Raw genomic sequence first — 21399 nt, 5'->3', positions numbered from 1 at the left:
TCCGGGCCCGGCGCGGCTAGCCGAGCCCCGATTCGCCGAGCTCGTGGTTCGACGGGCTCACCACGAGCGAGGTCACTCCTCGACCGTGGCAGCCGGTACGCCCATGGGCACCGGCTCCGCCCGCGGCGCGGCCGCCACCGGCACGTCGTCCACCACGTCGGGCGGCTCCTCGCGGTCGTCGCGGGGCACCGGGCCCGCCAGGATCCGCTCCAGCTCGGCGCTCGCGGACAGGTGCTGCTCGGCCGTGAGCCGGCCGGCCGCGCGCATCCGGTCGAGCAGCCGCCGCGAGCGGCGCTTCAGCCAGGTGGACGGGCTGGAGAGGTCCACGCGGCGCGGCGCCGGGAGCATGCTGGCGAGGACCACCGCCTGCGCCGGCGTGAGCGCCGCGGCGCTGATGCCGAAGCGCGCCCGCGCGCCGGCCTCCACGCCGAACACGCCGTCGCCCAGCTCGACCACGTTCAGGTAGAGCGCGAGGATGCGGCGCTTGGGGAGCTTCCGCTCCAGCTTGACCGCCAGCAGCGCCTCCTTGAGCTTGCGCCACAGGCTCTTCTCGGTGCCGAGCCACAGGTTCTTGGCGAGCTGCTGGGTGATGGTGGACGCGCCGCGGGCGAAGCTGCGCTTCTCGAGATCGTGGGCGGCGGCCTCGCGGGTCGCCTCCCAGTCGATCCCCTCGTGGCCGTAGAAGTTCGCGTCCTCGGAGAGCAGCACCGCCTGGACCATCGGGCGCGAGACGCGGTCGAGCGGCACCCAGGCCTGGCGCGGCCGGAACGCGCGCCGCTTCTCCTTCGCCTCGGCGCGCCGCTGCTCGATGAGCGCGGTGGTGCGCGGGTTGTCGCGCGCGAGCGGGGCGGGGTCGGGGAGGGCGACCCAGAGGAGCGCGAGCCCCGCGACCGAGATCGCGGCCGCGGCGGCGGCGTAGAGGAGGGGGCGCGGGACGCGCCGGCGGCTCCGGGCGGCTGGCATGCGGCGCACCTTAGCACCTGGACGGGAGGCGCGAGAGGGGGCGCCCGGCCCGCGCGCGGCGGCGGTCCGCCCGGCCGGACCGGCGGTCGCACCCGCGCGCCGGCGCGCGGGCGGCGCCGGCGAGTTATCCAATGGTGAACGTCGTCCCGCTCGGGAACCCGTTCGGCGCCTTGACACATACGGGGCGGATTCTTAAGTCCGGGCCACCGCATCTCGAACGGAATTCACTGCCCGGCCCAGGGGCCGACGGAGGCAATCATGGCAGACGTGAAGCGCTACACCCCGCACGACTTCTCCAAGGTGCGCGGCCTCACCGGGATCTCGGACAAGCAGATCGAGGAGCACCTCAAGCTGTACGAGGGCTACGTGAAGCGCACCAACGCGCTCACCGAGAAGCTCCAGGGGCTGTGCAACGAGGGCAAGGCCTCCGGCGCCGACCCGGTCTTCGCCGAGCTCACCCGCCGCCTCGGCTTCGAGTACTCCGGCATGGTGAACCACGAGTACTACTTCGCGAACCTCGCCCGGGCGCGCAGGCCGAGCCGCCCGCCGGTGGCAAGCTCCGCAAGGCGATCGAGGCGTCGTTCGGCAAGTACGAGACCTGGCTCGCCGACTTCCGCGCCATCGCCACCATGCCGGGCATCGGCTGGGCCATGACGTTCCAGGACCCGAACACCGGCTGGCTCTCGAACCACTGGCTCACGCTGCACGAGAACAACGTGCCGGTCGGCTTCCGGCCGGTGCTGGCGCTGGACGGCTGGGAGCACGCGTTCATGCGCGACTACCTCGCCACCGAGCGCGCGAAGTACGTGGACGCGTTCTTCAAGAACGTGAACTGGGAGGCGGTCGAGAAGCGGATCGCGTAGCGGTCGCCGGACGTCCCCGCGGCCCGGATCGCGCGAGCGGTCCGGGCCGTCGTGCGTCCGGGACCCGCGTTTGACCTCGCCGCGCGCGCTCGCCTACGCTCCGCCCGTGCCCGCCCCCGACGCGCCCGCCCGCCTCGCCGCGCTCCGCCGCCGCCTGCTCGAGTGGTGGGACGCCGGCCACCGGCCGCTGCCGTGGCGCCAGCCGCAGCGCGGCGCCGACCCGTACCGCGTCTGGCTGGCCGAGGTGATGCTGCAGCAGACGCAGGTCGCCACCGCCACGCCCTACTGGCTGCGCTTCGTGGAGCGCTGGCCCACGCTCGAGGCGCTCGCCGCCGCGCGCGACGAGGACGTGCTCGCGGCCTGGAGCGGGCTCGGCTACTACGCGCGCTGCCGCAACCTGCTCGCGGCCGCGCGCGAGGCGCTGCGCCGCCACGGCGGCCTGCCGCCCTCCCACGACGCGCTGCGCGCGCTGCCGGGGTTCGGGCCGTACACCGCCGGCGCGGTCGCCTCGATCGCGTTCGCGGCGCCGGTGCCGGCGGTGGACGGCAACGTCACGCGCGTGCTGTCGCGGCTGTTCCTGGTGGAGGGCGATCCCGCCGCGCGCGCCGCCCGCGCGCGCGTGGCCGCGCTCGCCGCCGCGCTGGTGGACCGCGAGCGGCCCGGGGACCTGAACCAGGCGCTCATGGAGCTGGGCGCGACCGTCTGCCGGCCCAGGCCGGACTGCGCGCGCTGCCCGGTGGCGGCGCGGTGCGCGGCGCGGGCCGCCGGGCGCGCCGCGGAGCTCCCGCCGCCACGGCGGCGCCCGGAGAAGGTGCGCCAGGTGCTCGCCTGCGCGGTGGTGGTGCGCGAGGGCAGGGTGGCGCTGGTGCGGCGCCCGGCGGCGGGGCTGTTCGCCGGCCTGGCGGCGTTCCCCGCGGCCGAGGTGGCGCCGGGGACGGCGGCGGGCGCGGCGCTGCAGCGCGAGGCCCGGGCTCGCCACGGGCTCCGGCTGCGCGCGGGCGAGGAGCTGGCGCGGGTGGAGCGGGTGCTCACCCACCGCCTGCTCGAGCTCCGCGCGCTCCGCTGCTCCCTCGCACGGACATCGCCCGACGAGGGGGTCCGCTGGGTCCCCGTGGACGCGCTCGAGGATGCCGGGCTCCCGGCGGCCATGCGCGCGCTCGCCGCGACGGTCCGGGACGCGCTCGGGCAGGCCGCGCCACCGTCCGGGGGAGCCCGCGCGCCGGGGCGGGCGCGGGCCCGCGCGAATTCGCTCGCACCTCCGAGCGATTTCGTGTAGAAGCGCGGCCTTCCGGGCGGCATCCGGGAGGCTGCAGCGCGCGTCGAGGCCCGAGTTCGGGAACCGCTTGACACGTGTGGGCTCCTCCGTATAATTCGCCGCCCTTACGACGGGATTTGTCCTCCGACGCCCCCGTGCCGAACGCCGGGGCGTTTCTGTTGAGAAAAAGAGCTCGCACACGATGCCGACGATCAGCCAGCTGGTGCGCAGGGGCCGCGAGAGGCTCCAGGTGAAGAAGAAGGCCCCGGCCCTCAAGGAGTCGCCGCAGAAGCGCGGCGTCTGCACGCGCGTCTACACGACGACGCCCAAGAAGCCGAACTCCGCGCTCCGCAAGGTCGCCCGCGTGCGCCTCACCAACGGCTTCGAGGTGACGAGCTACATCCCCGGCGTCGGCCACAACCTGCAGGAGCACTCGGTGGTGCTCATCCGCGGGGGCCGCGTGAAGGACCTCCCGGGCGTTCGCTACCACATCATCCGCGGGACCCTCGACGCCGTGGGCGTGCAGGGCCGCAAGCAGGGCCGCTCGAAGTACGGCGCCAAGCGCGCGAGCTAGCCTCGCGGACAAGGAAACGGTTCGATGCCTCGTCGTCGTGAAGTCGAGAAGCGGAAGATCCTCCCCGATCCCAAGTTCCAGGACCGGATCGTGGCGAAGTTCGTCAACAACCTGATGCGCAAGGGCAAGAAGTCCACCGGCGAGCGCATCATCTACGGCGCCTTCGATCAGGTCGAGGCGAAGCTGAAGGACGATCCGCTCAAGGTGTTCAAGAAGGCGCTCGACAACGTGAAGCCGGTCGTCGAGGTGAAGAGCCGCCGCGTCGGCGGCGCGACGTACCAGGTGCCGGTCGAGGTCCGCCAGGACCGCCGCACCGCGCTCGCGATGCGCTGGCTCATCGAGTACTCCCGCGGCCGTGGCGAGAAGACCATGGTGGAGAAGCTCGCGGGCGAGATCATGGATGCGGCCTCGAACCGCGGCAACGCGGTGAAGAAGCGCGAGGACACGCACAAGATGGCCGAGGCCAACAAGGCCTTCGCGCACTACCGCTGGTAAGGAGAGACCCGGAGGAATCGAGGAGAGAGCAGGGGGCCGGCTCGGCCGGCAGGGTTCAGGGAACCCGCTTCGCTCTTTGACAGCTCGGTCGTTGGTCACGGCGCCGCCCAGGGCGGCCCGGTTCTGCGTTCGCACGACGGTTCAGGAAGGTCCAGATGGCCCGCATCACACCACTCGAGCGCTACCGCAACTTCGGCATCATGGCGCACATCGATGCCGGCAAGACGACCACGACCGAGCGGATCCTCTTCTACACCGGCGTCACCCACAAGATCGGGGAGGTCCATGAGGGCACCACCGTCATGGACTGGATGGAGCAGGAGCGCGAGCGCGGCATCACCATCACGTCCGCCGCGACCACCGCGTTCTGGCGCGACCACCGCCTGAACATCATCGACACCCCCGGCCACGTCGACTTCACCATCGAGGTGGAGCGCTCGCTGCGCGTGCTCGACGGCGCGTGCGCGGTGTTCGACGCGGTCCAGGGCGTCCAGCCGCAGTCCGAGACGGTCTGGCGGCAGGCGGACAAGTACGAGGTCCCCCGCATCTGCTTCATCAACAAGATGGACCGCGTCGGCGCGGACTTCTTCCACGCCGTCGACACCATCCGCGAGAAGCTGGGCGCGCGCCCGCTCCCGCTGCACGTGCCCATCGGCGCCGAGGACAAGTTCCGCGGCATGGTCGATCTCCTCAAGATGAAGGGGATCACCTTCGACGACGAGACCATGGGCGCGAAGTACCAGGAGGTCGAGATCCCGGCCGACCTCCTCGAGCAGGCCAAGGAGTACCGCGCCAAGCTCGAGGAGACCGTCGCCGAGATCGACGACGACCTGATGGCGAAGTACCTGGACGGCAAGGCGCTCTCGAACGACGAGCTGATGCGCGGCATCCGCCGGGGCACCCTGGAGATGAAGTTCTTCCCGGTGCTCTGCGGGACGGCGTTCAAGAACAAGGGCGTCCAGCAGATCCTCGACGCGGTGGTGGACTTCCTGCCGAGCCCGCTGGACATCCCCGCCATGAAGGGCGTGGACGCCAAGGGCAACGACGTCGTCCGCAAGACCTCCGACGCGGAGCCGTTCTCGGCGCTGGCGTTCAAGATCATGAACGACCCGTTCGTCGGGAACCTCACGTTCTTCCGCGTGTACTCGGGCAAGCTCGAGGCCGGGTCCTACGTCTACAACTCGACGAAGGACAAGAAGGAGCGCATCGGCCGGCTCCTGCAGATGCACGCGAACAAGCGCGAGGAGATCAAGGAGGTCTACGCCGGCGACATCGCCGCCGCCGTGGGCCTGCGCGCCAGCACCACCGGCGACACGCTCTGCGCCGAGGACGCCCCGGTGATCCTGGAGCGGATGGAGTTCCCGGAGCCGGTGATCCACATCGCCATCGAGCCGAAGACCAAGGGCGACCAGGACAAGATGGGCGTCGCCCTGCAGCGGCTCCAGATGGAGGACCCGTCCTTCCGCGTCCACACCGACGAGGAGACCGGCCAGACCATCATCGGCGGCATGGGCGAGCTCCACCTCGAGATCCTGGTGGACCGCATGTTCCGCGAGTTCAAGGTCGAGGCGAACGTCGGCAAGCCGCAGGTGGCCTACCGCGAGACCATCACCAAGACGGTCGAGGCCGAGGGCCGCTACATCCGGCAGACCGGCGGCCGCGGCCAGTACGGCCACTGCTGGCTGCGCCTCCACCCGCAGGAGCCGGGCAAGGGCTTCGAGTTCGACAACGCGATCGTGGGCGGCGTGATCCCGAAGGAGTTCATCTCGCCGATCCAGAAGGGCATCGAGGAGGCCATGACCTCCGGCGTGCTCGCCGGCTACCCCATGGTCGACCTCAAGGTCGAGGTGTTCGACGGCAGCTACCACGACGTCGACTCCTCCGAGATGGCGTTCAAGATCGCCGGCTCGATGGGCTTCAAGGAGGGCGCCGCCAGGGCCTCGCCCGTCCTGCTCGAGCCGATCATGGCGGTCGAGGTCACCACGCCCGACGACTACATGGGCGACGTCATCGGCGACCTGAACTCGCGTCGCGGCAAGATTCATGCGATGAACCCCCGCGCGGGCGTCCAGATCATCGAGGCGCACGTCCCGCTGGCGGAGATGTTCGGCTACGCGACGGACCTTCGGTCGAAGACCCAGGGCCGCGCCACCTACAGCATGCAGTTCGCGCACTACGCGCAGGTCCCCGCGAGCATCGCGGAGACCATCGTCACCAAGGCGAAGGGCGTCGCCGCCGGCGCGAAGTAGCGCCGCGTACGTCAACGGAAGAGAGGAAGCCATGGCCAAGGAGAAGTTCGAGCGCAGCAAGCCGCACGTGAACGTCGGGACGATCGGGCACGTGGACCACGGCAAGACGACGCTGACGGCGGCGATCACGAAGGTGCTGGCGCAGAAGGGCGGGGCGCAGTTCCTGGCGTACGACCAGATCGACAAGGCGCCGGAGGAGCGGGAGCGCGGGATCACGATCGCGACGGCGCACGTGGAGTACCAGACGGAGAAGCGGCACTACGCGCACGTCGACTGCCCGGGCCACGCGGACTACGTGAAGAACATGATCACCGGGGCGGCGCAGATGGACGGCGCGATCCTGGTGGTGTCGGCGGCGGACGGTCCGATGCCGCAGACGCGCGAGCACATCCTGCTGGCCCGCCAGGTGGGCGTGCCGTACATCGTGGTCTTCCTGAACAAGGTGGACATGGTGGACGACAAGGAGCTGCTGGACCTGGTGGAGCTGGAGGTCCGTGAGCTGCTGAGCGAGTACGACTTCCCGGGCAACGAGATCCCGATCGTGAAGGGGTCTGCGCTGAAGGCGCTCGAGGGCGACAAGGGCGAGCTGGGGGAGCAGGCGATCTTCAAGCTGATGGAGGCGGTGGACGCCTACATCCCGACGCCGCAGCGCGCGACGGACAAGCCGTTCCTGATGCCGGTCGAGGACGTGTTCTCGATCTCGGGCCGCGGGACGGTGGCGACGGGGCGCGTGGAGCGCGGGATCATCAAGGTCGGCGAGGAGGTCGAGGTCGTCGGGCTGAAGGCGACGGCGAAGACGGTGGTGACCGGCGTCGAGATGTTCCGCAAGCTGCTGGACGAGGGGCGGGCGGGCGACAACATCGGGGCGCTGCTGCGCGGCCTGAAGCGCGAGGAGGTCGAGCGCGGGCAGGTGCTGGCGAAGCCGGGGTCGATCACGCCGCACACGAAGTTCAAGGCCGAGGTGTACGTGCTGACGAAGGAGGAGGGTGGCCGTCACACCCCGTTCTTCAACGGCTACCGGCCGCAGTTCTACTTCCGGACGACGGACGTGACGGGGTCGGTGCAGCTGCCGCAGGGAGTCGAGATGGTGATGCCGGGCGACAACATCGGGATGGAGGTGGAGCTGATCACCCCCATCGCGATGGAGAAGGAGCTCCGCTTCGCCATCCGCGAGGGCGGCCGCACGGTCGGCGCGGGCGTGGTGGCCGAGGTCATCCAGTAGCGAAGCACGCCGAGCGAACGGCGGCGGGTGGCCCGCCCTGGTGGACGGGCCCCTCACCGCGCTGCGCCGGACACGCAGACAAAAGGCTTTTCAATGGCGACTCAGAAGATTCGGATCCGGCTCAAGGCCTACGACTACAAGCTGCTCGATCAGTCGGCCGGCGAGATCGTGGAGACCGCGAAGCGGACCGGCGCCAAGGTCGCCGGCCCGATCCCGCTCCCCACCCGGATCAACAAGTTCACCGTCCTCCGCAGCCCGCACGTCGACAAGAAGTCGCGCGAGCAGTTCGAGATCCGCACGCACAAGCGGCTCCTCGACATCCTCGAGCCGACCCCGCAGACGCTCGACGCGCTCATGAAGCTCGACCTCTCGGCCGGCGTGGACGTGGAGATCAAGTAGTCGAGGACATCATGGCCAAGTTCGACGTCTACGACCTGTCGAAGAAGAAGGTGGGCGAGCTCGACCTCGCCGACGCCGTCTTCGCCGGCGAGGTGAACGAGCACCTCTTCTACGAGGTGGTGAAGGCGAAGCTCGCCTCCGATCGCTCGGGCACCCACGCGGTGAAGAACCGGTCCCTCGTCTCCGGCGGCGGCAAGAAGCCCTGGAAGCAGAAGCACACCGGTCGGGCCCGCCAGGGCTCGACGCGCGCGTCCCAGTGGGTGGGCGGCGGCAAGGCCATGGGGCCGAAGCCGCGCGACTACTCCTACGACGTGCCGAAGAAGGTGCGGAAGGCCGCGCTGCGCTCGGCCCTCGCGCTCCGCTCGAAGGACCAGAAGCTGGTCATCGTGCAGGAGTGGAAGCCCGAGGGGCCGAAGACCGCCGCCGCCGCCAAGGTCCTCGCCGCGCTCGGCGCGAAGAAGGCCCTGGTGGTGGACGACGCCGCGAACCTCGCCCTCGCGAAGAGCGTCCGGAACCTCTCCGGCTCCGACTTCCTCGCGGTGGAGGGGCTCAACGTGTACGACATCCTGCGGCACGACGCCCTGGTGCTGACCGCGGACACCGCCAAGAAGCTGGAGGCCAGCCTGTCATGAACCTCGCTGTCCAGGACGTGGTGAAGCGCCCGCTCATCACCGAGAAGGCGGAGCGGGCACGCGAGGCGAGCCGTCAGTACGCCTTCGAGGTCCACCGCGACGCCACCAAGATCCAGGTGAAGCAGGCGGTGGAGAAGCTCTTCAACGTGCACGTGCTCGACGTGCGGACCGCCATCGCGCGCGGGAAGAACAAGCGCGTCGGCCGCAACGTCGGCCGCCGGCCCAACTGGAAGAAGGCCTACGTGACCCTCAAGGAAGGCGACACCATCGCCCTCTTCGAGGGGACATAAGCCGGACGGGAGACGCACATGGCCCTCAAGGAATACAAGCCCACCAGCCCGGCCCGGCGCCACATGACCGTGTCGGACTTCGCCGAGATCACCAAGGCGAAGCCCGAGAAGCGGCTCACCAAGCCGGTCCGCAAGAGCGGCGGCCGCAACGCCCACGGCAAGGTCACCACCCGCCACATCGGCGGCGGCCACAAGCGCCGTTACCGCATCATCGACTGGCGGCGCGAGAAGGACGGCGTGCCGGCCAAGGTCGCGGCCATCGAGTACGACCCGAACCGCACCGCGCGCATCGCGCTGCTCCACTACCTGGACGGCGAGAAGCGCTACATCCTCGCCCCCGTGGGCGTGGCGGTCGGCGACACGCTGCTGTCCGGCGCGGACGTGGACATCCGCCCGGGCAACGCGCTGCCGGTCCGCACCATCCCGCTCGGCACCGTGATCCACAACGTGGAGACGGCCCCGGGCTCCGGCGCGAAGATGATCCGCACCGCGGGCTCCTTCGGGCAGCTCATGGCGAAGGAGGGCGGCTACGCCCAGATCCGCCTGCCGTCCGGCGAGGTCCGCAAGGTCCTGCAGGACTGCAAGGCGACCATCGGCCAGCTCGGCAACGTGGAGAGCTCGTCGGTGCGCGTCGGCAAGGCCGGCAAGAGCCGCTGGCTGGGCATCCGCCCGACCGTCCGCGGCCTCGCCATGAACCCGGTCGACCACCCGCACGGCGGCGGCGAGGGCAAGTCCGGTCAGGGCAACCCGCACCCGGTCAGCCCGTGGGGACAGAAGACCAAGGGCCTCAAGACCCGCAACAACCGCCGCACCGACAAGTTCATCGTCACGCGGCGCCGCCCCGGCGTGCGCAACACGCAGCGCTAGGCGGGAAGGGATAGCCACTCATGGCGCGTTCGATCAAGAAGGGCCCGTTCGCCGACAAGCACCTCACCAAGAAGGTCGAGGACGCGAACAAGGGCAACAAGAAGTCGGTCATCAAGACCTGGTCGCGGCGGAGCACCATCCTGCCGGACTTCGTCGGGCACACGTTCGCCGTCCACAACGGGCGGAAGTTCGTGCCGGTGTTCGTGACCGAGAACATGGTCGGGCACAAGCTGGGCGAGTTCGCGCCCACCCGCACCTTCCACGGCCACTCGGCCGAGAAGAAGGCCGCGGCGGCACCGGCCCCGGCGAAGAAGTAGCGAGGAACTGGACATGGCCGAGACCCAGACCACGACGCCGAAGAAGAAGGCCGAACGCCGCGCTCCGCCGCCGGCGCGCGCCCGCAAGAACCGCCCCGCCGCCCCGGCGCCGGGGCCGCACGCCTCCCTCAGCTACCTGCGCGTCGCGCCGCGCAAGGTGCGCATCGTCGCGGACGAGGTCCGCGGGATGAAGGTCGGCGACGCGCTCGCGATGCTGAAGTACACGCCGCAGTCCGCCGCCAAGCCGCTCGCCAAGCTGCTCCGGTCGGCGGTCGCGAACGCCGAGCAGGGCGGCGGCCGCGTGGACGTGGACGCGCTGTTCGTGAAGACGCTGACCGTGGACCAGGGCCCGAAGATGCGGCGCTTCATGGCGCGCGCGATGGGCCGGGCGTTCCGGGTCGAGAAGAAGACCAGCCACGTGTACGTGGAGCTCGGTACCGCCGCGCGCGGCTAGGAACCCGAGAGGAGAGATCAATGGGACAGAAAGTTCATCCTATCGGGTTCCGCCTCGGAGTGATCCGCTCCTGGGACTCGAAGTGGTACGAAGAGAAGAACTACGCGAAGTGGCTGCACGAGGACATCAAGCTCCGTGAGTTCGTGAAGGAGAAGCTCGGCCAGGCCGGCATCTCCCGGATCGAGATCGAGCGGGCGGCCAACAAGGTCAAGATCAACGTCCACACCGCGCGGCCGGGCATCGTCATCGGCAAGCGCGGCGCCGGGATCGAGACCATCAAGAAGGACCTCCAGGGCCTGACCGCCAACGAGGTCTACCTGAACGTCGTCGAGGTCCGGAAGGCCGAGACCGACGCGCAGCTCGTCGCCGAGAACATCGCGACGCAGCTCGAGCGCCGCATCGCGTTCCGCCGCGCCATGAAGAAGTCGGTGCAGACCGCGCTGAAGTTCGGCGCGAAGGGCATCCGCGTGGCGTGCTCGGGCCGCCTGGGTGGCTCCGAGATGGCCCGGTACGAGTGGTACCGCGAGGGCCGCGTGCCGCTGCACACGCTCCGCGCGGACATCGACTACGGGTTCGCCGAGGCGAAGACCACCTACGGCAAGATCGGGTGCAAGGTCTGGATCATGCGCGGCGAGGTCCTCCCGCAGTCCGCGGGCGCGCGCGCTCCTCGCACCACCGGCGGCGCCCGGCCGTAAGGCCGCGCCCCAGGCACACCTAGGAGAAGGACATGCTTCAGCCGGCGCGAACGAAGTACCGGAAGATGCAGAAGGGCCGCATGCGCGGCAAGGCGTACCGCGGCTCGGACCTCGCCCAGGGCGAGTACGGCCTCCAGGCCACCGAGTGCGGCAGGCTCACGTCCCGCCAGATCGAGGCGGCCCGCGTGGCCATCACCCGCTACGTGGCGGCGGCAAGCTCTGGATCCGCGTCTTCCCGGACAAGCCCATCACCAAGAAGCCCGCCGAGACGCGCATGGGCACCGGCAAGGGCAACGTGGAGTTCTACGTCGCCGTCGTGAAGCCGGGCCGCGTGCTGTACGAGCTGGCCGGCGTGGACGACGCCTCCGCGAAGAAGGCGTTCCACCTCGCCGCCCACAAGCTGCCCGTCGCCACGAAGCTGGTGAAGCGCGGCGAGACGCTGTAAGGAGCGACGACCATGGCGACCGTCAAGGAGCTGCGCGAGCTCTCGGTTCAGGAGCTCGAGGCCCGCGCCGCGGAGCTCAAGCAGACGCTCTTCGACCTGAAGAGCAAGGCGAACACCGGCGTGCTCGACTCGACCGCCGACCTCAGCAAGACGAAGCGCGACATCGCGCGCTGCCTCACCGTGGCCCGCGAGAAGGCCCTCGCCTCGGCCGAGGCCGGGAAGGCGAAGGAGTGACCGACATGGAGCGCGGCAACCGGAAGTCCCGCATCGGCGTGGTGGTCTCGAACAAGATGACGAAGACCGTCGTCGTGAAGGTCGAGCGCCGGGTGGCGGACCCCAAGTACGGCAAGATCGTGACCAAGGCCGAGAAGTACAAGGCGCACGACGAGAACCAGGCGTGCCAGATCGGCGACCGCGTGCGGATCGTCGAGACCCGCCCGATCTCGAAGGACAAGCGCTGGCGCGTGGCCGAGACGATCGAGAAGGCGGAGGCCTAGGCCATGATCCAGCAGCAGACCATGCTCGACGTCGCCGACAACTCCGGCGCGAAGCGGGTGATGTGCATCAAGGTGCTCGGCGGCACCCGGCGGAAGTACGCCTCCATCGGCGACGTGATCGTCGTCTCGATCAAGGAGGCGATCCCGCAGGCCAAGGTGAAGAAGGGCGAGGTCGCCCGCGCCGTCATCGTCCGCACCGCCCGCGAGGTGAAGCGCCCCGACGGCAGCTACATCCGCTTCGACGGCAACTCGGCGGTCCTCATCAACAAGGACCTCGAGCCCATCGGCACCCGCATCTTCGGCCCGGTCGCCCGCGAGCTCCGCGCCCGCAAGTTCATGAAGATCATCAGCCTCGCGCCGGAGGTCCTCTAGGTCATGGCGGAGATTCGGAAGGGCGACACCGTCAAGGTCATCGCCGGCAAGGAGAAGGGCAAGTCGGGCAGGGTGCTCGAGGTGCTGCGCGAGAAGGGCCGCGTGCGCGTCGAGAAGCTCATGACCGTCAAGCGGCACCAGAAGAAGGGCCGCAGCCAGGCCAACCCGGAGGGCGGGATCCTGGAGCTGCCCGGCACCATCGCCATCTCGAGCGTGATGGTGGTGGGCAAGGACGACAAGCCGGTGCGGCGCGAGCAGATCGGCCGCGAGCTGGGCGCCAAGGAGAAGGCCCGGCTGCAGAAGCGCAAGGCCGCCGCGAAGTAGGTCGCGGCGGGATCGCAGCACGACGCATCGCCCGGCACGCGAAGAGGCCGGCCGAAGGCAAGGAGAGACACGATGGCAGCGCGTTTGAAGGAGCGGTACGACAAGCAGCTTCGTGCCGAGCTGATGAAGGAGCTCGGGTTCGCGAACCCGATGCAGGCCCCCCGCCTCGAGAAGATCGTGGTGAACATGGGCCTGGGCGAGGCGATCAACAACGGCAAGATCATCGACGCGTCCGTCGAGCAGCTCGCCGCGATCACCGGCCAGAAGCCGGTCGTGACCCGCGCCCGCAAGTCGATCGCCAACTTCAAGCTGCGCCAGGGCCAGTCCATCGGCGCCATGGTCACGCTGCGCGGCGACCGGATGTACGAGTTCTTCGACCGCCTGGTCTCGATCGCGCTGCCGCGCGTCCGCGACTTCAAGGGCGTGTCGCCGAAGGCCTTCGACGGGAAGGGCAACTACACGCTCGGCGTGCGCGAGCAGATCATCTTCCCGGAGATCAACTACGACAAGGTCGAGAAGATCAAAGGCCTCAACATCACGGTGGTGACCACCGCCCGGAACGACGAAGGGGCCGAGCGCTGCTGCGCCACCTCGGCATGCCGTTCCGTCAGTAGAGGGAGATTCCATGGCGAAGCTTTCCAAGATGGCGCAGGCCACGCGCAAGCTGAAGTTCCCGGTCCGGCAGTACAACCGCTGCCCGCTCTGCGGCCGCCCCCGGGCCTTCCTGCGCAAGTTCCAGATGTGCCGCATCTGCTTCCGCAAGCGCGCGCTGCAGGGCGAGATCACCGGCGTCATCAAGTCGAGCTGGTAGGAGAGATCGATCGATGAGCTTCACCGATCCCATTGGCGACATGCTGACGCGCATCCGCAACGCTTCCTCCGCGCGTCATGAGAAGTGCCTGGTGCCGGCCTCGCGGCTCAAGGTCCGCATCGCCGAGGTCCTCCGCGAGGAGGGCTTCATCAAGGACTTCGTCCTCCACGAGGACGGCGTCCAGGGCGCCATCACCATCGTCCTCAAGTACAGCGCCGACCGCGAGCCGGCCATCAGCGACATCAAGCGCGTCTCGAAGCCCGGGCTCCGCCGCTACGTCGCGACCGACTCCATCCCCCGCGTCCTCAACGGGATGGGGATCGCGATCCTCTCCACGTCCAAGGGCGTGATGGTGGATCGCGAGGCCCGCAAGCAGAAGGTCGGCGGCGAGCTGATCTGCACCGTCTGGTAAGGAAGACCGCCATGTCTCGTGTCGGCAAGATGCCCGTCAAGATCCCGGAGAAGGTCAAGGTCTCCGTGGACGGCAACGTCGTGAAGGTCGAGGGGCCGAAGGGGAAGATGCACTTCCCCACCAACCCCCTCGTCAGCGTCCAGGTGGACAAGGGCGAGGTGAAGGTCGCCCGCCAGGACGAGTCCCACGTGGCGAAGGGCCTGCACGGCCTGACGCGCACGCTGGTGAAGAATGCCCTCGAGGGCGTGGTGAAGGGCTACGAGAAGGGCCTCGAGATCAACGGGGTCGGCTTCAAGGCCGAGGTGAAGGGGAAGGAGATCCACTTCACCCTGGGCTTCTCGCACCCGGTCGTCTTCAAGCTCCCCGAGGGCGTCACCGCCGAGGTGGACGCGAAGCAGACCAAGCTCACCATCCGCTCGGTGGACAAGCACCTGCTCGGCCTCACCGCCGCGAAGGTTCGCGACCTCCGCCCGCCCGAGCCGTACAAGGGCAAGGGCATCAAGTACGCGGACGAGACCATCCGCCGCAAGGAAGGCAAGACCGGCGCGGCGTAGCCCGCCCGTCCCCACAACCACTCATGCGGCGGCCGGGTCGGCGCCGCCGCAAGGAGGAACGTCATGGCGAAGCACGTCACCACGCGCGAGAAGCGCAGGGCCCGCATCCGCCGGAAGATCTCCGGCACCGAGCTGCGGCCGCGGCTCACGATCTACAAGAGCCTCAAGCACATGTACGCCCAGCTGGTCGACGACGTCGCGGGCAAGACGCTCGTGTCCGTCGCGACCACCTCGAAGGCCCTCAAGGGCGAGCTCGGCGACGAGGACAAGACCGGCGCCGCCAAGAAGGTGGGCGAGGCCCTCGCCAAGGCGGCCAAGGCGAAGGGGATCGAGCAGGTCGTGTTCGACCGCAACGGCTTCGACTATCACGGCCGCGTCGAGGCGGTGGCCGCCGCCGCGCGCGAGGCCGGGCTCAAGTTCTAGGCGACGGAAAGGTCTCGAATGGCTACCACCCCCATCAACGCGAACGAGCTCGAGCTCCAGGATCGCGTCGTCCACATCAACCGCGTCGCCAAGGTCGTGAAGGGCGGCCGCCGGTTCAGCTTCTCGGCGCTCGTCGTCGTCGGCGACGGCGCGGGCCACGTCGGGGTCGGCCTCGGCAAGGCGAACGAGGTCCCGGAGGCCATCCGCAAGGGCGGCGACCAGGCCAAGAAGAACCTGTTCAGGGTGCCGCTCGTCGGGACCACCATCCCGCACGAGGTGCTCGGCCACTTCGGCTCCGGGCGCGTGCTGCTGAAGCCCGCGGGCGAGGGCACCGGCGTCATCGCCGGCGGCGCCGTCCGCGCCGTCCTCGAGGCGGCCGGCGTCCGCAACGTGCTCACCAAGAGCCAGGGCTCCCGCAACCCCCACAACGTCCTCAAGGCGACCGTCGCCGGCCTGAAGCGGCTGCGGTCCGTCGAGGACAGCGCCCGGCTCCGCGGCAAGCAGGCCGCCGAGATCACCGGGGCGTAGGAAGGAACCACCATGGCTGCCATCAAGGTCAAGCTCGTCCGCGGGCTCGCGGGCTGCCCCTGGCCGCACCGGGTCATCGTCGAGGGCCTGGGTCTCAAGAAGCGTGAGTCGACGAAGCTCCTCCCCGACACGCCCCAGACGCTGGGGATGATCGCGAAGGTCTCCTACCTCGTGGAGTGGGAGCGGGTGGACGCTGCGCCGCCGCCTGGCCGGAAGGCCAGGAAGGCCGCGGCCCGTTCGTGACAGTCACGCGCCGCGTGCTAAAAGGAGAACCTTCATGTCGCTGAACCAGCTCAAGGCGCCCCGGGGCGCCAACCGCGCCAAGAAGCGCGTCGGCCGTGGCCAGGGCTCCGGCCTCGGCAAGACCGCCGGCCGCGGCGGGAAGGGCCAGAAGGCCCGTTCCGGCAACATGCACTTCGAGGGCTTCGAGGGCGGCCAGATGCCGCTCCAGCGGCGCCTCCCGAAGTTCGGCTTCCACAACATCTTCCGGCGCGAGCTCGAGGAGGTGAAGGTGGGTGACCTCCAGGGCCTCTCCGGCGTCGTCGACCCGGTCGCCCTGAAGTCCGCCGGCCTGGTGCGCGGCAACCGCGACGGGGTGGTGGTCCTGGCGGGCGGCGAGCTCTCGAGCGCGCTGACGGTCAAGGTCCACCGCGTCACCGCCGGCGCGCGCGCCGCCATCGAGAAGGCGGGCGGGAAGGTCGAGCTGATCCCGGCGCCGCAGACCATGCACCAGAAGGCGAAGGCCGCGAAGAAGGCGGCTGCGCAGGCGAAGTAGGGGTCCCGGCGGGCCCGCCGGTCCTCGGCGGGCCGCCCGGACGGTGAGCGGGCGGCGGGCCGCCCGGCAGGCGCAGGGGAAAGGGAACCGCATGGCCGCAGCGAGCGGGCTGTTCAACATCTTCCGGATCGCCGAGCTCCGGAAGCGGCTGTTCTTCACCCTCGGGATGCTGGCCGTCTACCGGCTCGGCATCTTCGTCACCACGCCCGGCGTGGACCGGCGGGCGATGCAGGACGTGGTGGCCCAGCAGGGCAGCCTGCTCGGCCTCCTCAACTTCTTCTCCGGCGGCGCCTTCGAGCAGCTCTCGATCTTCGCGCTCGGCATCATGCCGTACGTGTCGTCGTCCATCATCCTGCAGCTCCTGACGGTGGTGGTCCCGTCGCTCGAGAAGATGCAGAAGGAAGGCGAGCTGGGCCGGCGCAAGATCACGCAGTACACGCGCTACGGCACGGTGGTCCTCTCCGCCATCCAGGGCTACGGCATCGCCACCTACCTCGAGTCGCTCCGCGCCGGGAACGGCGTGGCGGTGGTGGGCGATCCGGGCTGGGGCTTCCGCCTGCTCACCATGGTCTCGCTCGCCGCGGGCACCGCGTTCATCATGTGGATGGGCGAGCAGATCACCGAGCGCGGCGTCGGCAACGGCATCTCCCTCATCATCTTCGCGGGCATCGTGGCCCGCATCCCGGCCGCCATCTACACCACGGTCCGGCAGCTCGGCGCCTCCGGCTCGCAGCTCACCGGCCTGGGCCTGCTCGTGCTCACCGCGCTCATGGTGGTGGTGATCGGCGCGATCGTGTACGTGGAGCGCGGCCAGCGCCGCATCCCGATCCAGTACGCGAAGCGCATGGTGGGCCGGAAGCTCTACGGCGGCCAGTCCACGCACCTGCCGCTGAAGGTGAACACCTCCGGCGTGATCCCGCCCATCTTCGCGTCGTCGCTGCTGCTGCTGCCGGCGACCATGGCGGGCTGGTTCCCGTTCCTGCAGCGGATGTCGAACGCCATCCAGGCGGGCAGCTGGATCTACAACACCATCTACGTCGCCCTGATCGTCTTCTTCGCGTACTTCTACACCGCGGTGACGTTCAACCCGGTGGACGTGGCCGACAACCTCAAGAAGTACGGCGGCTACATCCCGGGCATCCGCCCCGGCAAGAAGACCGCCGACTACATCGACTTCGTGCTGTCGCGCATCACCTTCGGCGGCGCCATCTACCTGGCCGCCATCTGCGTGCTGCCGACCGTCATCACGAACGAGTTCGGGGTGAACTTCTACTTCGGCGGCACCTCGCTGCTCATCGTGGTCGGCGTGGCGCTCGACACCGTCCAGCAGATCGAGGGGCACCTCATCACGCGGCACTACGAGGGCTTCACCGGTCCCCGCGGCCCGCGCATCCGCGGCCGGCGGATGACGACGGGGCAAGCGGTCGGCGCATGAGACGCCGCGGGGGCCTCGCCGCGGCGGGGCCCTTCGCGCATCCGGAGGCGACGCGATGATCCTCATCCTCCTCGGCCCGCCCGGCGCGGGCAAGGGCACCCAGGCCAAGCTCCTCTCCACGGAGCTCGGCATCCCGCACATCTCCACCGGCGACATGTTCCGCGACCACAAGGCGCGCGGGACCGAGATCGGCAAGCAGGTCCAGGCCATCATGGACGCCGGGGGGCTCGTCACCGACGACATCACCAACGCCATGGTGAAGGAGCGGCTGTCCCGCCCCGACGTGGCGCCCGGCTTCATCCTGGACGGCTACCCGCGCACGGTGGTGCAGGCGGAGTACCTCGACGGCCTGCTGCGCTCGCTGGGCCGGTCCATCGACCGCGCCCTCTCGTACGAGGTGGCCGAGGAGCTCGTGGTCGAGCGGATCAGCGGGCGGCGGAGCTGCCCGAGGTGCGGCGCCGTCTACCACGTGTCCGCGAACCCGCCCAAGCGCGCGGGCTACTGCGACCGCGACGACGCCGAGCTCGTGCAGCGCGAGGACGACAAGCCGGAGAACGTCCGCAAGCGCATGCAGGAGTACGGCACCAAGACCGAGCCGCTGAAGCGCTACTACCGCGACCGCGGCGAGCTGGCCGAGGTCGAGGGCGTCGGCACGCCCGAGGGCATCCTCGCGGCGACGAAGAAGGTCCTGGGCCGCTAGGCCCGCGCCGCAGCGCATGTACGGGACGACCCGCGAGCGCGCCGCCACGCGGACCCCCGCCGACGTGGCCGGGATCCGCGCCGCGGGCCGCGTCGTGTGGGAGGTGCTGGAGGCGCTGGCCCGCGCCGCCGCCCCGGGCGTCACCACCGCCGACCTGGATCGCCTCGCCGCCGCGCGCACGCGCGAGCTCGGCGCGGCGCCGGCGTTCCTCGGCTACCACGGCTACCCCGCCACGCTGTGCATCTCGGTGAACGACGAGGTGATCCACGGGATCCCGTCGCCGGACCGCGTGCTCGAGGAGGGCGACCTGGTCGGCCTCGACTTCGGGGCGGTGCTCGACGGCTGGTTCGCCGACTCGGCGCGGACCGTCGCGGTGGGCCGGCCCTCGCCGGAGGGCGAGCGGCTGCTGGCCGTGACGCGGGCCGCGCTGGCGCGGGGCATCGCCGCCGCGAACCCCGGGCGCCACACCGGCGACGTCGGCGCCGCCGTGCAGCGGCACGTCGAGGCGGCGGGCTTCTCGGTGGTGCGCGACTTCGTGGGCCACGGCATCGGCCGCCGGCTGCACGAGCCGCCCCAGGTCCCGAACTTCGGGACCCCCGGGACGGGGGCGCTCCTCCGGGCGGGCATGGTCATCGCCATCGAGCCGATGGTGAACGCGGGCGGCCGCGAGGTGGAGACGCTCGACGACGGGTGGACCGCCGTGACGCGGGACGGGTCGAGATCCGCGCACTTCGAGCACACCGTGGCCATCACGGAAAACGGACCCGAAATCCTCACGTTGCCGGAAGGAGTGCCGCTGGAGGGCGCCTGAGCGCAGGCGAGCGGGGGAGCGGGCGGCGGCGGGCCGTCGCTCGTGCTTGCACCCCAAAATCCTCTGTGTTATAGGGCCCGCTTCGCAAAGCCGCTCGTTCAGGGGCGGCGCCGGGAAACCCCGGAAAATCCGGGCGGCTCTAGAGTAGGGGTCCCAGCGAGACCCCGCCGCCAGCCCCGCCGGTCGTCGCGGCGGGCGTTTTTGTCTTTTGAAGCAGCATCGGAGGCGTCGGTCATGAAGGTCCGCGCGTCGGTCAAGAAGATTTGCGACAAGTGCAAGGTCATCAAGCGCAAGGGCACCGTGCGGATCATCTGCCCGGCGAACCCCCGCCACAAGCAGCGCCAGGGCTAGGCCCCCGCGCGTTTTCGGAGAGACGAATGGCTCGAATCGCCGGCGTCGACCTTCCCCGTGAGAAGCGGATCGAGGTCAGCCTCCAGTACATCTACGGAATCGGGAAGACCTCCGCGAAGCTCATCCTCGAGCGCGCGAACGTCAGCCCGGTGACCCGGACCAAGGACCTCACGGACGACGAGGTCCGCCGCATCCGCGAGACCATCGAGCAGAACGTGAAGGTGGAGGGCGACCTCCGCCGCGAGATCTCGCTCAACGTCAAGCGGCTCATGGACCTCGGCTGCTACCGCGGCCTCCGGCACCGCAAGGGCCTGCCGGTCCGCGGCCAGCGCACGCACACCAACGCCCGCACGCGGAAGGGCCCGAAGAAGGGCCTCGTCCGCAAGGCGGCGGCGCCGGCCCCCAAGGCCTAACGCACTCCTAGAGAACCGGAGAATCCTCAGTGGCTGACGAGAAGCAGACGAAGGCAGAGCAGCCTGCGAAGAAGGAGGAGGCGACCGCCCCCGCGGCGCCCAACCTCGGCGGCATCGAGCCGGTGACCGCGTCGCCCGTGACCCCGAAGAAGGGGAAGAAGCGGGTGAAGAAGAACATCGCGGCGGGCATCGTCCACATCGCCTCGACCTTCAACAACACGCAGATCACCATCACCGACGTGACCGGCAACGTGATCGCCTGGTCCAGCGCCGGCGCGCGCGGCTTCAAGGGCTCGCGCAAGTCGACGCCGTTCGCCGCGCAGGTCGCGGCGGGCGACGCCGCCGCCAAGGCGATGGAGCACGGCCTCAAGACCGTCTCGGTGGTGGTGAAGGGCCCGGGCGCCGGCCGCGAGTCCGCCCTCCGTGCGCTCTCCGCCGCCGGCCTCAAGATCACCCTGATCCGCGACGTGACGCCGATCCCGCACAACGGGTGCCGGCCGCCCAAGCGCCGCCGGGTCTGATCACCTCCAGGAGACACACGTGGCCCGTTACAGCGAAAGCGTCTGCCGGCTCTGCCGCCGGGAAAACCTCAAGATGTATCTCAAGGGCGATCGGTGCTACACCGACAAGTGCGCCATCGAGCGCCGCCCGTATCCTCCCGGCCAGCACGGCCAGGGCCGGACCAAGTTCTCCGAGTACGGCGTCCAGCTCCGCGAGAAGCAGAAGGTGAAGCGGATGTACGGCCTCCTCGAGGCCGGGTTCCGCCACGCCTACCAGAACGCGGCGGCCGCCAAGGGCAAGACCGGCGAGAACCTGCTGCAGACCCTCGAGCTCCGGCTCGACAACGTGGTCTTCCGGCTCGGCTTCGCGGACACCCGCAACGAGGCCCGGCAGCTGGTCCGCCACGGCCACTTCAAGGTGAACGGCCGCAAGGTCAACATCCCCAGCTACCTGTGCCGGCCCGGCGACAAGGTGGAGCTGAAGGACCGCTCGAAGAAGGTGGTCCGGATCACCGAGGCGCTCGAGGCGGTGGACCGCCGCGGCGTGCCTGCGTGGCTCGACCTCGACAAGGGCGGCTTCAAGGGCACCGTGAAGACCTCGCCGGCGCGCGAGGACATCACCATGCCGATCCAGGAGCAGCTCATCGTCGAGCTGTACTCGAAGTAGTCGCGCCCCCCGCGGACCCGGGGCGGCGGCCGCCACGGCGGCCGCGGTACGGGTCCGGCGGGCGGGCCGGGCGCGGGAGCGCCGCGGCCCGCGCCGCACCATCCCA

Annotated in this window: 33 protein-coding genes and 2 pseudogenes; 34 read left to right on the top strand and 1 reads right to left on the bottom strand. The window is 70.0% G+C overall.

The window, feature by feature from the left end; translation table 11 throughout:
• Positions 1 to 72: 72 nt before the first annotated feature.
• Entirely contained in the window at positions 73 to 963 is an 891-nt protein-coding gene (locus ACOQFB_RS11525) for a transglycosylase domain-containing protein (RefSeq protein ID WP_421610785.1), read from the bottom strand.
• A 258-nt stretch (positions 964 to 1221) separates the two neighbouring features.
• On the opposite strand from ACOQFB_RS11525, the gene ACOQFB_RS11520 reads away from it, so the two are divergent.
• The 34 genes and pseudogenes from ACOQFB_RS11520 (at position 1222) to rpsD (ending at position 21293) form a co-directional block, all read left to right on the top strand.
• Complete coding sequence (locus ACOQFB_RS11520; protein WP_494492607.1) at positions 1222 to 1617, top strand: hypothetical protein; 396 nt, start codon at positions 1222 to 1224, stop codon at positions 1615 to 1617.
• The gene (locus ACOQFB_RS11515) at positions 1533 to 1826 is read left to right on the top strand and encodes a Fe-Mn family superoxide dismutase (RefSeq protein ID WP_494492582.1); all 294 of its coding nucleotides are present in this window, start codon (positions 1533 to 1535) and stop codon (positions 1824 to 1826) included. The genes ACOQFB_RS11520 and ACOQFB_RS11515 overlap by 85 nt, the downstream gene beginning before the upstream one ends.
• Positions 1827 to 1932: 106 nt before the next feature.
• The gene (gene mutY / locus ACOQFB_RS11510; RefSeq protein WP_237757947.1) at positions 1933 to 3102 is read left to right on the top strand and encodes an A/G-specific adenine glycosylase; all 1170 of its coding nucleotides are present in this window, start codon (positions 1933 to 1935) and stop codon (positions 3100 to 3102) included.
• Between the two features lie 181 nt (positions 3103 to 3283).
• Complete coding sequence (rpsL, locus tag ACOQFB_RS11505) at positions 3284 to 3655, top strand: 30S ribosomal protein S12 (protein ID WP_011421003.1); 372 nt, start codon at positions 3284 to 3286, stop codon at positions 3653 to 3655.
• A 24-nt stretch (positions 3656 to 3679) separates the two neighbouring features.
• Positions 3680 to 4150: a 30S ribosomal protein S7 gene (gene rpsG, locus ACOQFB_RS11500; RefSeq protein WP_012525971.1), complete on the top strand. Its 471-nt coding sequence runs from the start codon at positions 3680 to 3682 to the stop codon at positions 4148 to 4150.
• A 155-nt stretch (positions 4151 to 4305) separates the two neighbouring features.
• Positions 4306 to 6399 (top strand): elongation factor G, encoded by a 2094-nt coding sequence (gene fusA / locus ACOQFB_RS11495; protein WP_059438043.1) that lies wholly within the window; start codon positions 4306 to 4308, stop codon positions 6397 to 6399.
• A 31-nt stretch (positions 6400 to 6430) separates the two neighbouring features.
• Entirely contained in the window at positions 6431 to 7621 is a 1191-nt protein-coding gene (gene tuf / locus ACOQFB_RS11490) for an elongation factor Tu (RefSeq protein WP_494492550.1), read from the top strand.
• Between the two features lie 93 nt (positions 7622 to 7714).
• Positions 7715 to 8020 carry a 30S ribosomal protein S10 gene (gene rpsJ / locus ACOQFB_RS11485; protein WP_011421000.1) on the top strand — a complete coding sequence of 102 codons (306 nt, stop codon included), beginning with the start codon at positions 7715 to 7717 and terminating at the stop codon, positions 8018 to 8020.
• Between the two features lie 11 nt (positions 8021 to 8031).
• Complete coding sequence (rplD, locus tag ACOQFB_RS11480; protein WP_059437901.1) at positions 8032 to 8652, top strand: 50S ribosomal protein L4; 621 nt, start codon at positions 8032 to 8034, stop codon at positions 8650 to 8652.
• Entirely contained in the window at positions 8649 to 8942 is a 294-nt protein-coding gene (locus tag ACOQFB_RS11475) for a 50S ribosomal protein L23 (protein WP_011420998.1), read from the top strand. The genes rplD and ACOQFB_RS11475 overlap by 4 nt, the downstream gene beginning before the upstream one ends.
• Before the next feature lie 18 nt (positions 8943 to 8960).
• The gene (gene rplB / locus ACOQFB_RS11470) at positions 8961 to 9809 is read left to right on the top strand and encodes a 50S ribosomal protein L2 (protein WP_059437902.1); all 849 of its coding nucleotides are present in this window, start codon (positions 8961 to 8963) and stop codon (positions 9807 to 9809) included.
• 20 nt (positions 9810 to 9829) lie between these two features.
• A complete protein-coding gene (gene rpsS / locus ACOQFB_RS11465) occupies positions 9830 to 10126 on the top strand; it encodes a 30S ribosomal protein S19 (protein ID WP_012525977.1) in 297 nt (98 codons plus the stop codon).
• Positions 10127 to 10139: 13 nt separating this feature from the next.
• Positions 10140 to 10580: a 50S ribosomal protein L22 gene (gene rplV / locus ACOQFB_RS11460; RefSeq protein WP_011420995.1), complete on the top strand. Its 441-nt coding sequence runs from the start codon at positions 10140 to 10142 to the stop codon at positions 10578 to 10580.
• 20 nt (positions 10581 to 10600) lie between these two features.
• The gene (gene rpsC / locus ACOQFB_RS11455; protein ID WP_059437903.1) at positions 10601 to 11275 is read left to right on the top strand and encodes a 30S ribosomal protein S3; all 675 of its coding nucleotides are present in this window, start codon (positions 10601 to 10603) and stop codon (positions 11273 to 11275) included.
• A gap of 32 nt (positions 11276 to 11307) precedes the next feature.
• Positions 11308 to 11639: pseudogene (rplP, locus tag ACOQFB_RS11450) on the top strand (50S ribosomal protein L16); the annotation flags it as partial.
• A gap of 93 nt (positions 11640 to 11732) precedes the next feature.
• Positions 11733 to 11954 carry a 50S ribosomal protein L29 gene (gene rpmC / locus ACOQFB_RS11445; RefSeq protein WP_059437904.1) on the top strand — a complete coding sequence of 74 codons (222 nt, stop codon included), beginning with the start codon at positions 11733 to 11735 and terminating at the stop codon, positions 11952 to 11954.
• Between the two features lie 5 nt (positions 11955 to 11959).
• Positions 11960 to 12217, top strand: coding sequence for a 30S ribosomal protein S17 (rpsQ, locus tag ACOQFB_RS11440; protein ID WP_059437905.1), 258 nt, complete (start codon positions 11960 to 11962; stop codon positions 12215 to 12217).
• 3 nt (positions 12218 to 12220) lie between these two features.
• Entirely contained in the window at positions 12221 to 12589 is a 369-nt protein-coding gene (gene rplN / locus ACOQFB_RS11435) for a 50S ribosomal protein L14 (RefSeq protein WP_011420990.1), read from the top strand.
• 3 nt (positions 12590 to 12592) lie between these two features.
• Positions 12593 to 12913 (top strand): 50S ribosomal protein L24, encoded by a 321-nt coding sequence (gene rplX, locus ACOQFB_RS11430; RefSeq protein WP_059437906.1) that lies wholly within the window; start codon positions 12593 to 12595, stop codon positions 12911 to 12913.
• A gap of 72 nt (positions 12914 to 12985) precedes the next feature.
• Positions 12986 to 13527: pseudogene (rplE, locus tag ACOQFB_RS11425) on the top strand (50S ribosomal protein L5).
• An 11-nt stretch (positions 13528 to 13538) separates the two neighbouring features.
• Positions 13539 to 13724: a type Z 30S ribosomal protein S14 gene (locus ACOQFB_RS11420; protein WP_011420987.1), complete on the top strand. Its 186-nt coding sequence runs from the start codon at positions 13539 to 13541 to the stop codon at positions 13722 to 13724.
• Positions 13725 to 13737: 13 nt separating this feature from the next.
• A complete protein-coding gene (gene rpsH / locus ACOQFB_RS11415; protein ID WP_011420986.1) occupies positions 13738 to 14136 on the top strand; it encodes a 30S ribosomal protein S8 in 399 nt (132 codons plus the stop codon).
• A gap of 11 nt (positions 14137 to 14147) precedes the next feature.
• Entirely contained in the window at positions 14148 to 14690 is a 543-nt protein-coding gene (gene rplF, locus ACOQFB_RS11410) for a 50S ribosomal protein L6 (RefSeq protein ID WP_011420985.1), read from the top strand.
• Positions 14691 to 14753: 63 nt separating this feature from the next.
• Positions 14754 to 15113 carry a 50S ribosomal protein L18 gene (gene rplR, locus ACOQFB_RS11405; protein WP_011420984.1) on the top strand — a complete coding sequence of 120 codons (360 nt, stop codon included), beginning with the start codon at positions 14754 to 14756 and terminating at the stop codon, positions 15111 to 15113.
• A gap of 18 nt (positions 15114 to 15131) precedes the next feature.
• On the top strand, positions 15132 to 15641 hold the full coding sequence (rpsE, locus tag ACOQFB_RS11400; protein ID WP_011420983.1) for a 30S ribosomal protein S5: 510 nt from the start codon (positions 15132 to 15134) through the stop codon (positions 15639 to 15641).
• 12 nt (positions 15642 to 15653) lie between these two features.
• Entirely contained in the window at positions 15654 to 15884 is a 231-nt protein-coding gene (rpmD, locus tag ACOQFB_RS11395) for a 50S ribosomal protein L30 (RefSeq protein ID WP_011420982.1), read from the top strand.
• Positions 15885 to 15918: 34 nt separating this feature from the next.
• A complete protein-coding gene (rplO, locus tag ACOQFB_RS11390; protein WP_059437907.1) occupies positions 15919 to 16416 on the top strand; it encodes a 50S ribosomal protein L15 in 498 nt (165 codons plus the stop codon).
• A gap of 91 nt (positions 16417 to 16507) precedes the next feature.
• Positions 16508 to 17851 (top strand): preprotein translocase subunit SecY, encoded by a 1344-nt coding sequence (gene secY / locus ACOQFB_RS11385; protein ID WP_059437908.1) that lies wholly within the window; start codon positions 16508 to 16510, stop codon positions 17849 to 17851.
• 55 nt (positions 17852 to 17906) lie between these two features.
• Positions 17907 to 18551, top strand: a complete 645-nt coding sequence (locus ACOQFB_RS11380; protein WP_059437909.1) for an adenylate kinase — start codon at positions 17907 to 17909, stop codon at positions 18549 to 18551.
• 16 nt (positions 18552 to 18567) lie between these two features.
• Positions 18568 to 19362 (top strand): type I methionyl aminopeptidase, encoded by a 795-nt coding sequence (map, locus tag ACOQFB_RS11375; RefSeq protein WP_421610314.1) that lies wholly within the window; start codon positions 18568 to 18570, stop codon positions 19360 to 19362.
• A gap of 234 nt (positions 19363 to 19596) precedes the next feature.
• The gene (gene rpmJ, locus ACOQFB_RS11370) at positions 19597 to 19713 is read left to right on the top strand and encodes a 50S ribosomal protein L36 (RefSeq protein ID WP_011420977.1); all 117 of its coding nucleotides are present in this window, start codon (positions 19597 to 19599) and stop codon (positions 19711 to 19713) included.
• Positions 19714 to 19739: 26 nt separating this feature from the next.
• Positions 19740 to 20126, top strand: coding sequence for a 30S ribosomal protein S13 (gene rpsM, locus ACOQFB_RS11365; RefSeq protein WP_011420976.1), 387 nt, complete (start codon positions 19740 to 19742; stop codon positions 20124 to 20126).
• A 29-nt stretch (positions 20127 to 20155) separates the two neighbouring features.
• Positions 20156 to 20647, top strand: coding sequence for a 30S ribosomal protein S11 (rpsK, locus tag ACOQFB_RS11360; RefSeq protein ID WP_012525989.1), 492 nt, complete (start codon positions 20156 to 20158; stop codon positions 20645 to 20647).
• Positions 20648 to 20666: 19 nt separating this feature from the next.
• On the top strand, positions 20667 to 21293 hold the full coding sequence (rpsD, locus tag ACOQFB_RS11355) for a 30S ribosomal protein S4 (protein ID WP_011420974.1): 627 nt from the start codon (positions 20667 to 20669) through the stop codon (positions 21291 to 21293).
• Positions 21294 to 21399 lie beyond the last annotated feature (106 nt).

Source organism: Anaeromyxobacter sp. Red801, from assembly GCF_049201065.2.
Classification (GTDB): Bacteria; Myxococcota; Myxococcia; order Myxococcales; family Anaeromyxobacteraceae; genus Anaeromyxobacter.
Note: the sequence above shows the minus strand (reverse complement) of the source record. Positions and strands in the feature narration are given on the sequence as shown.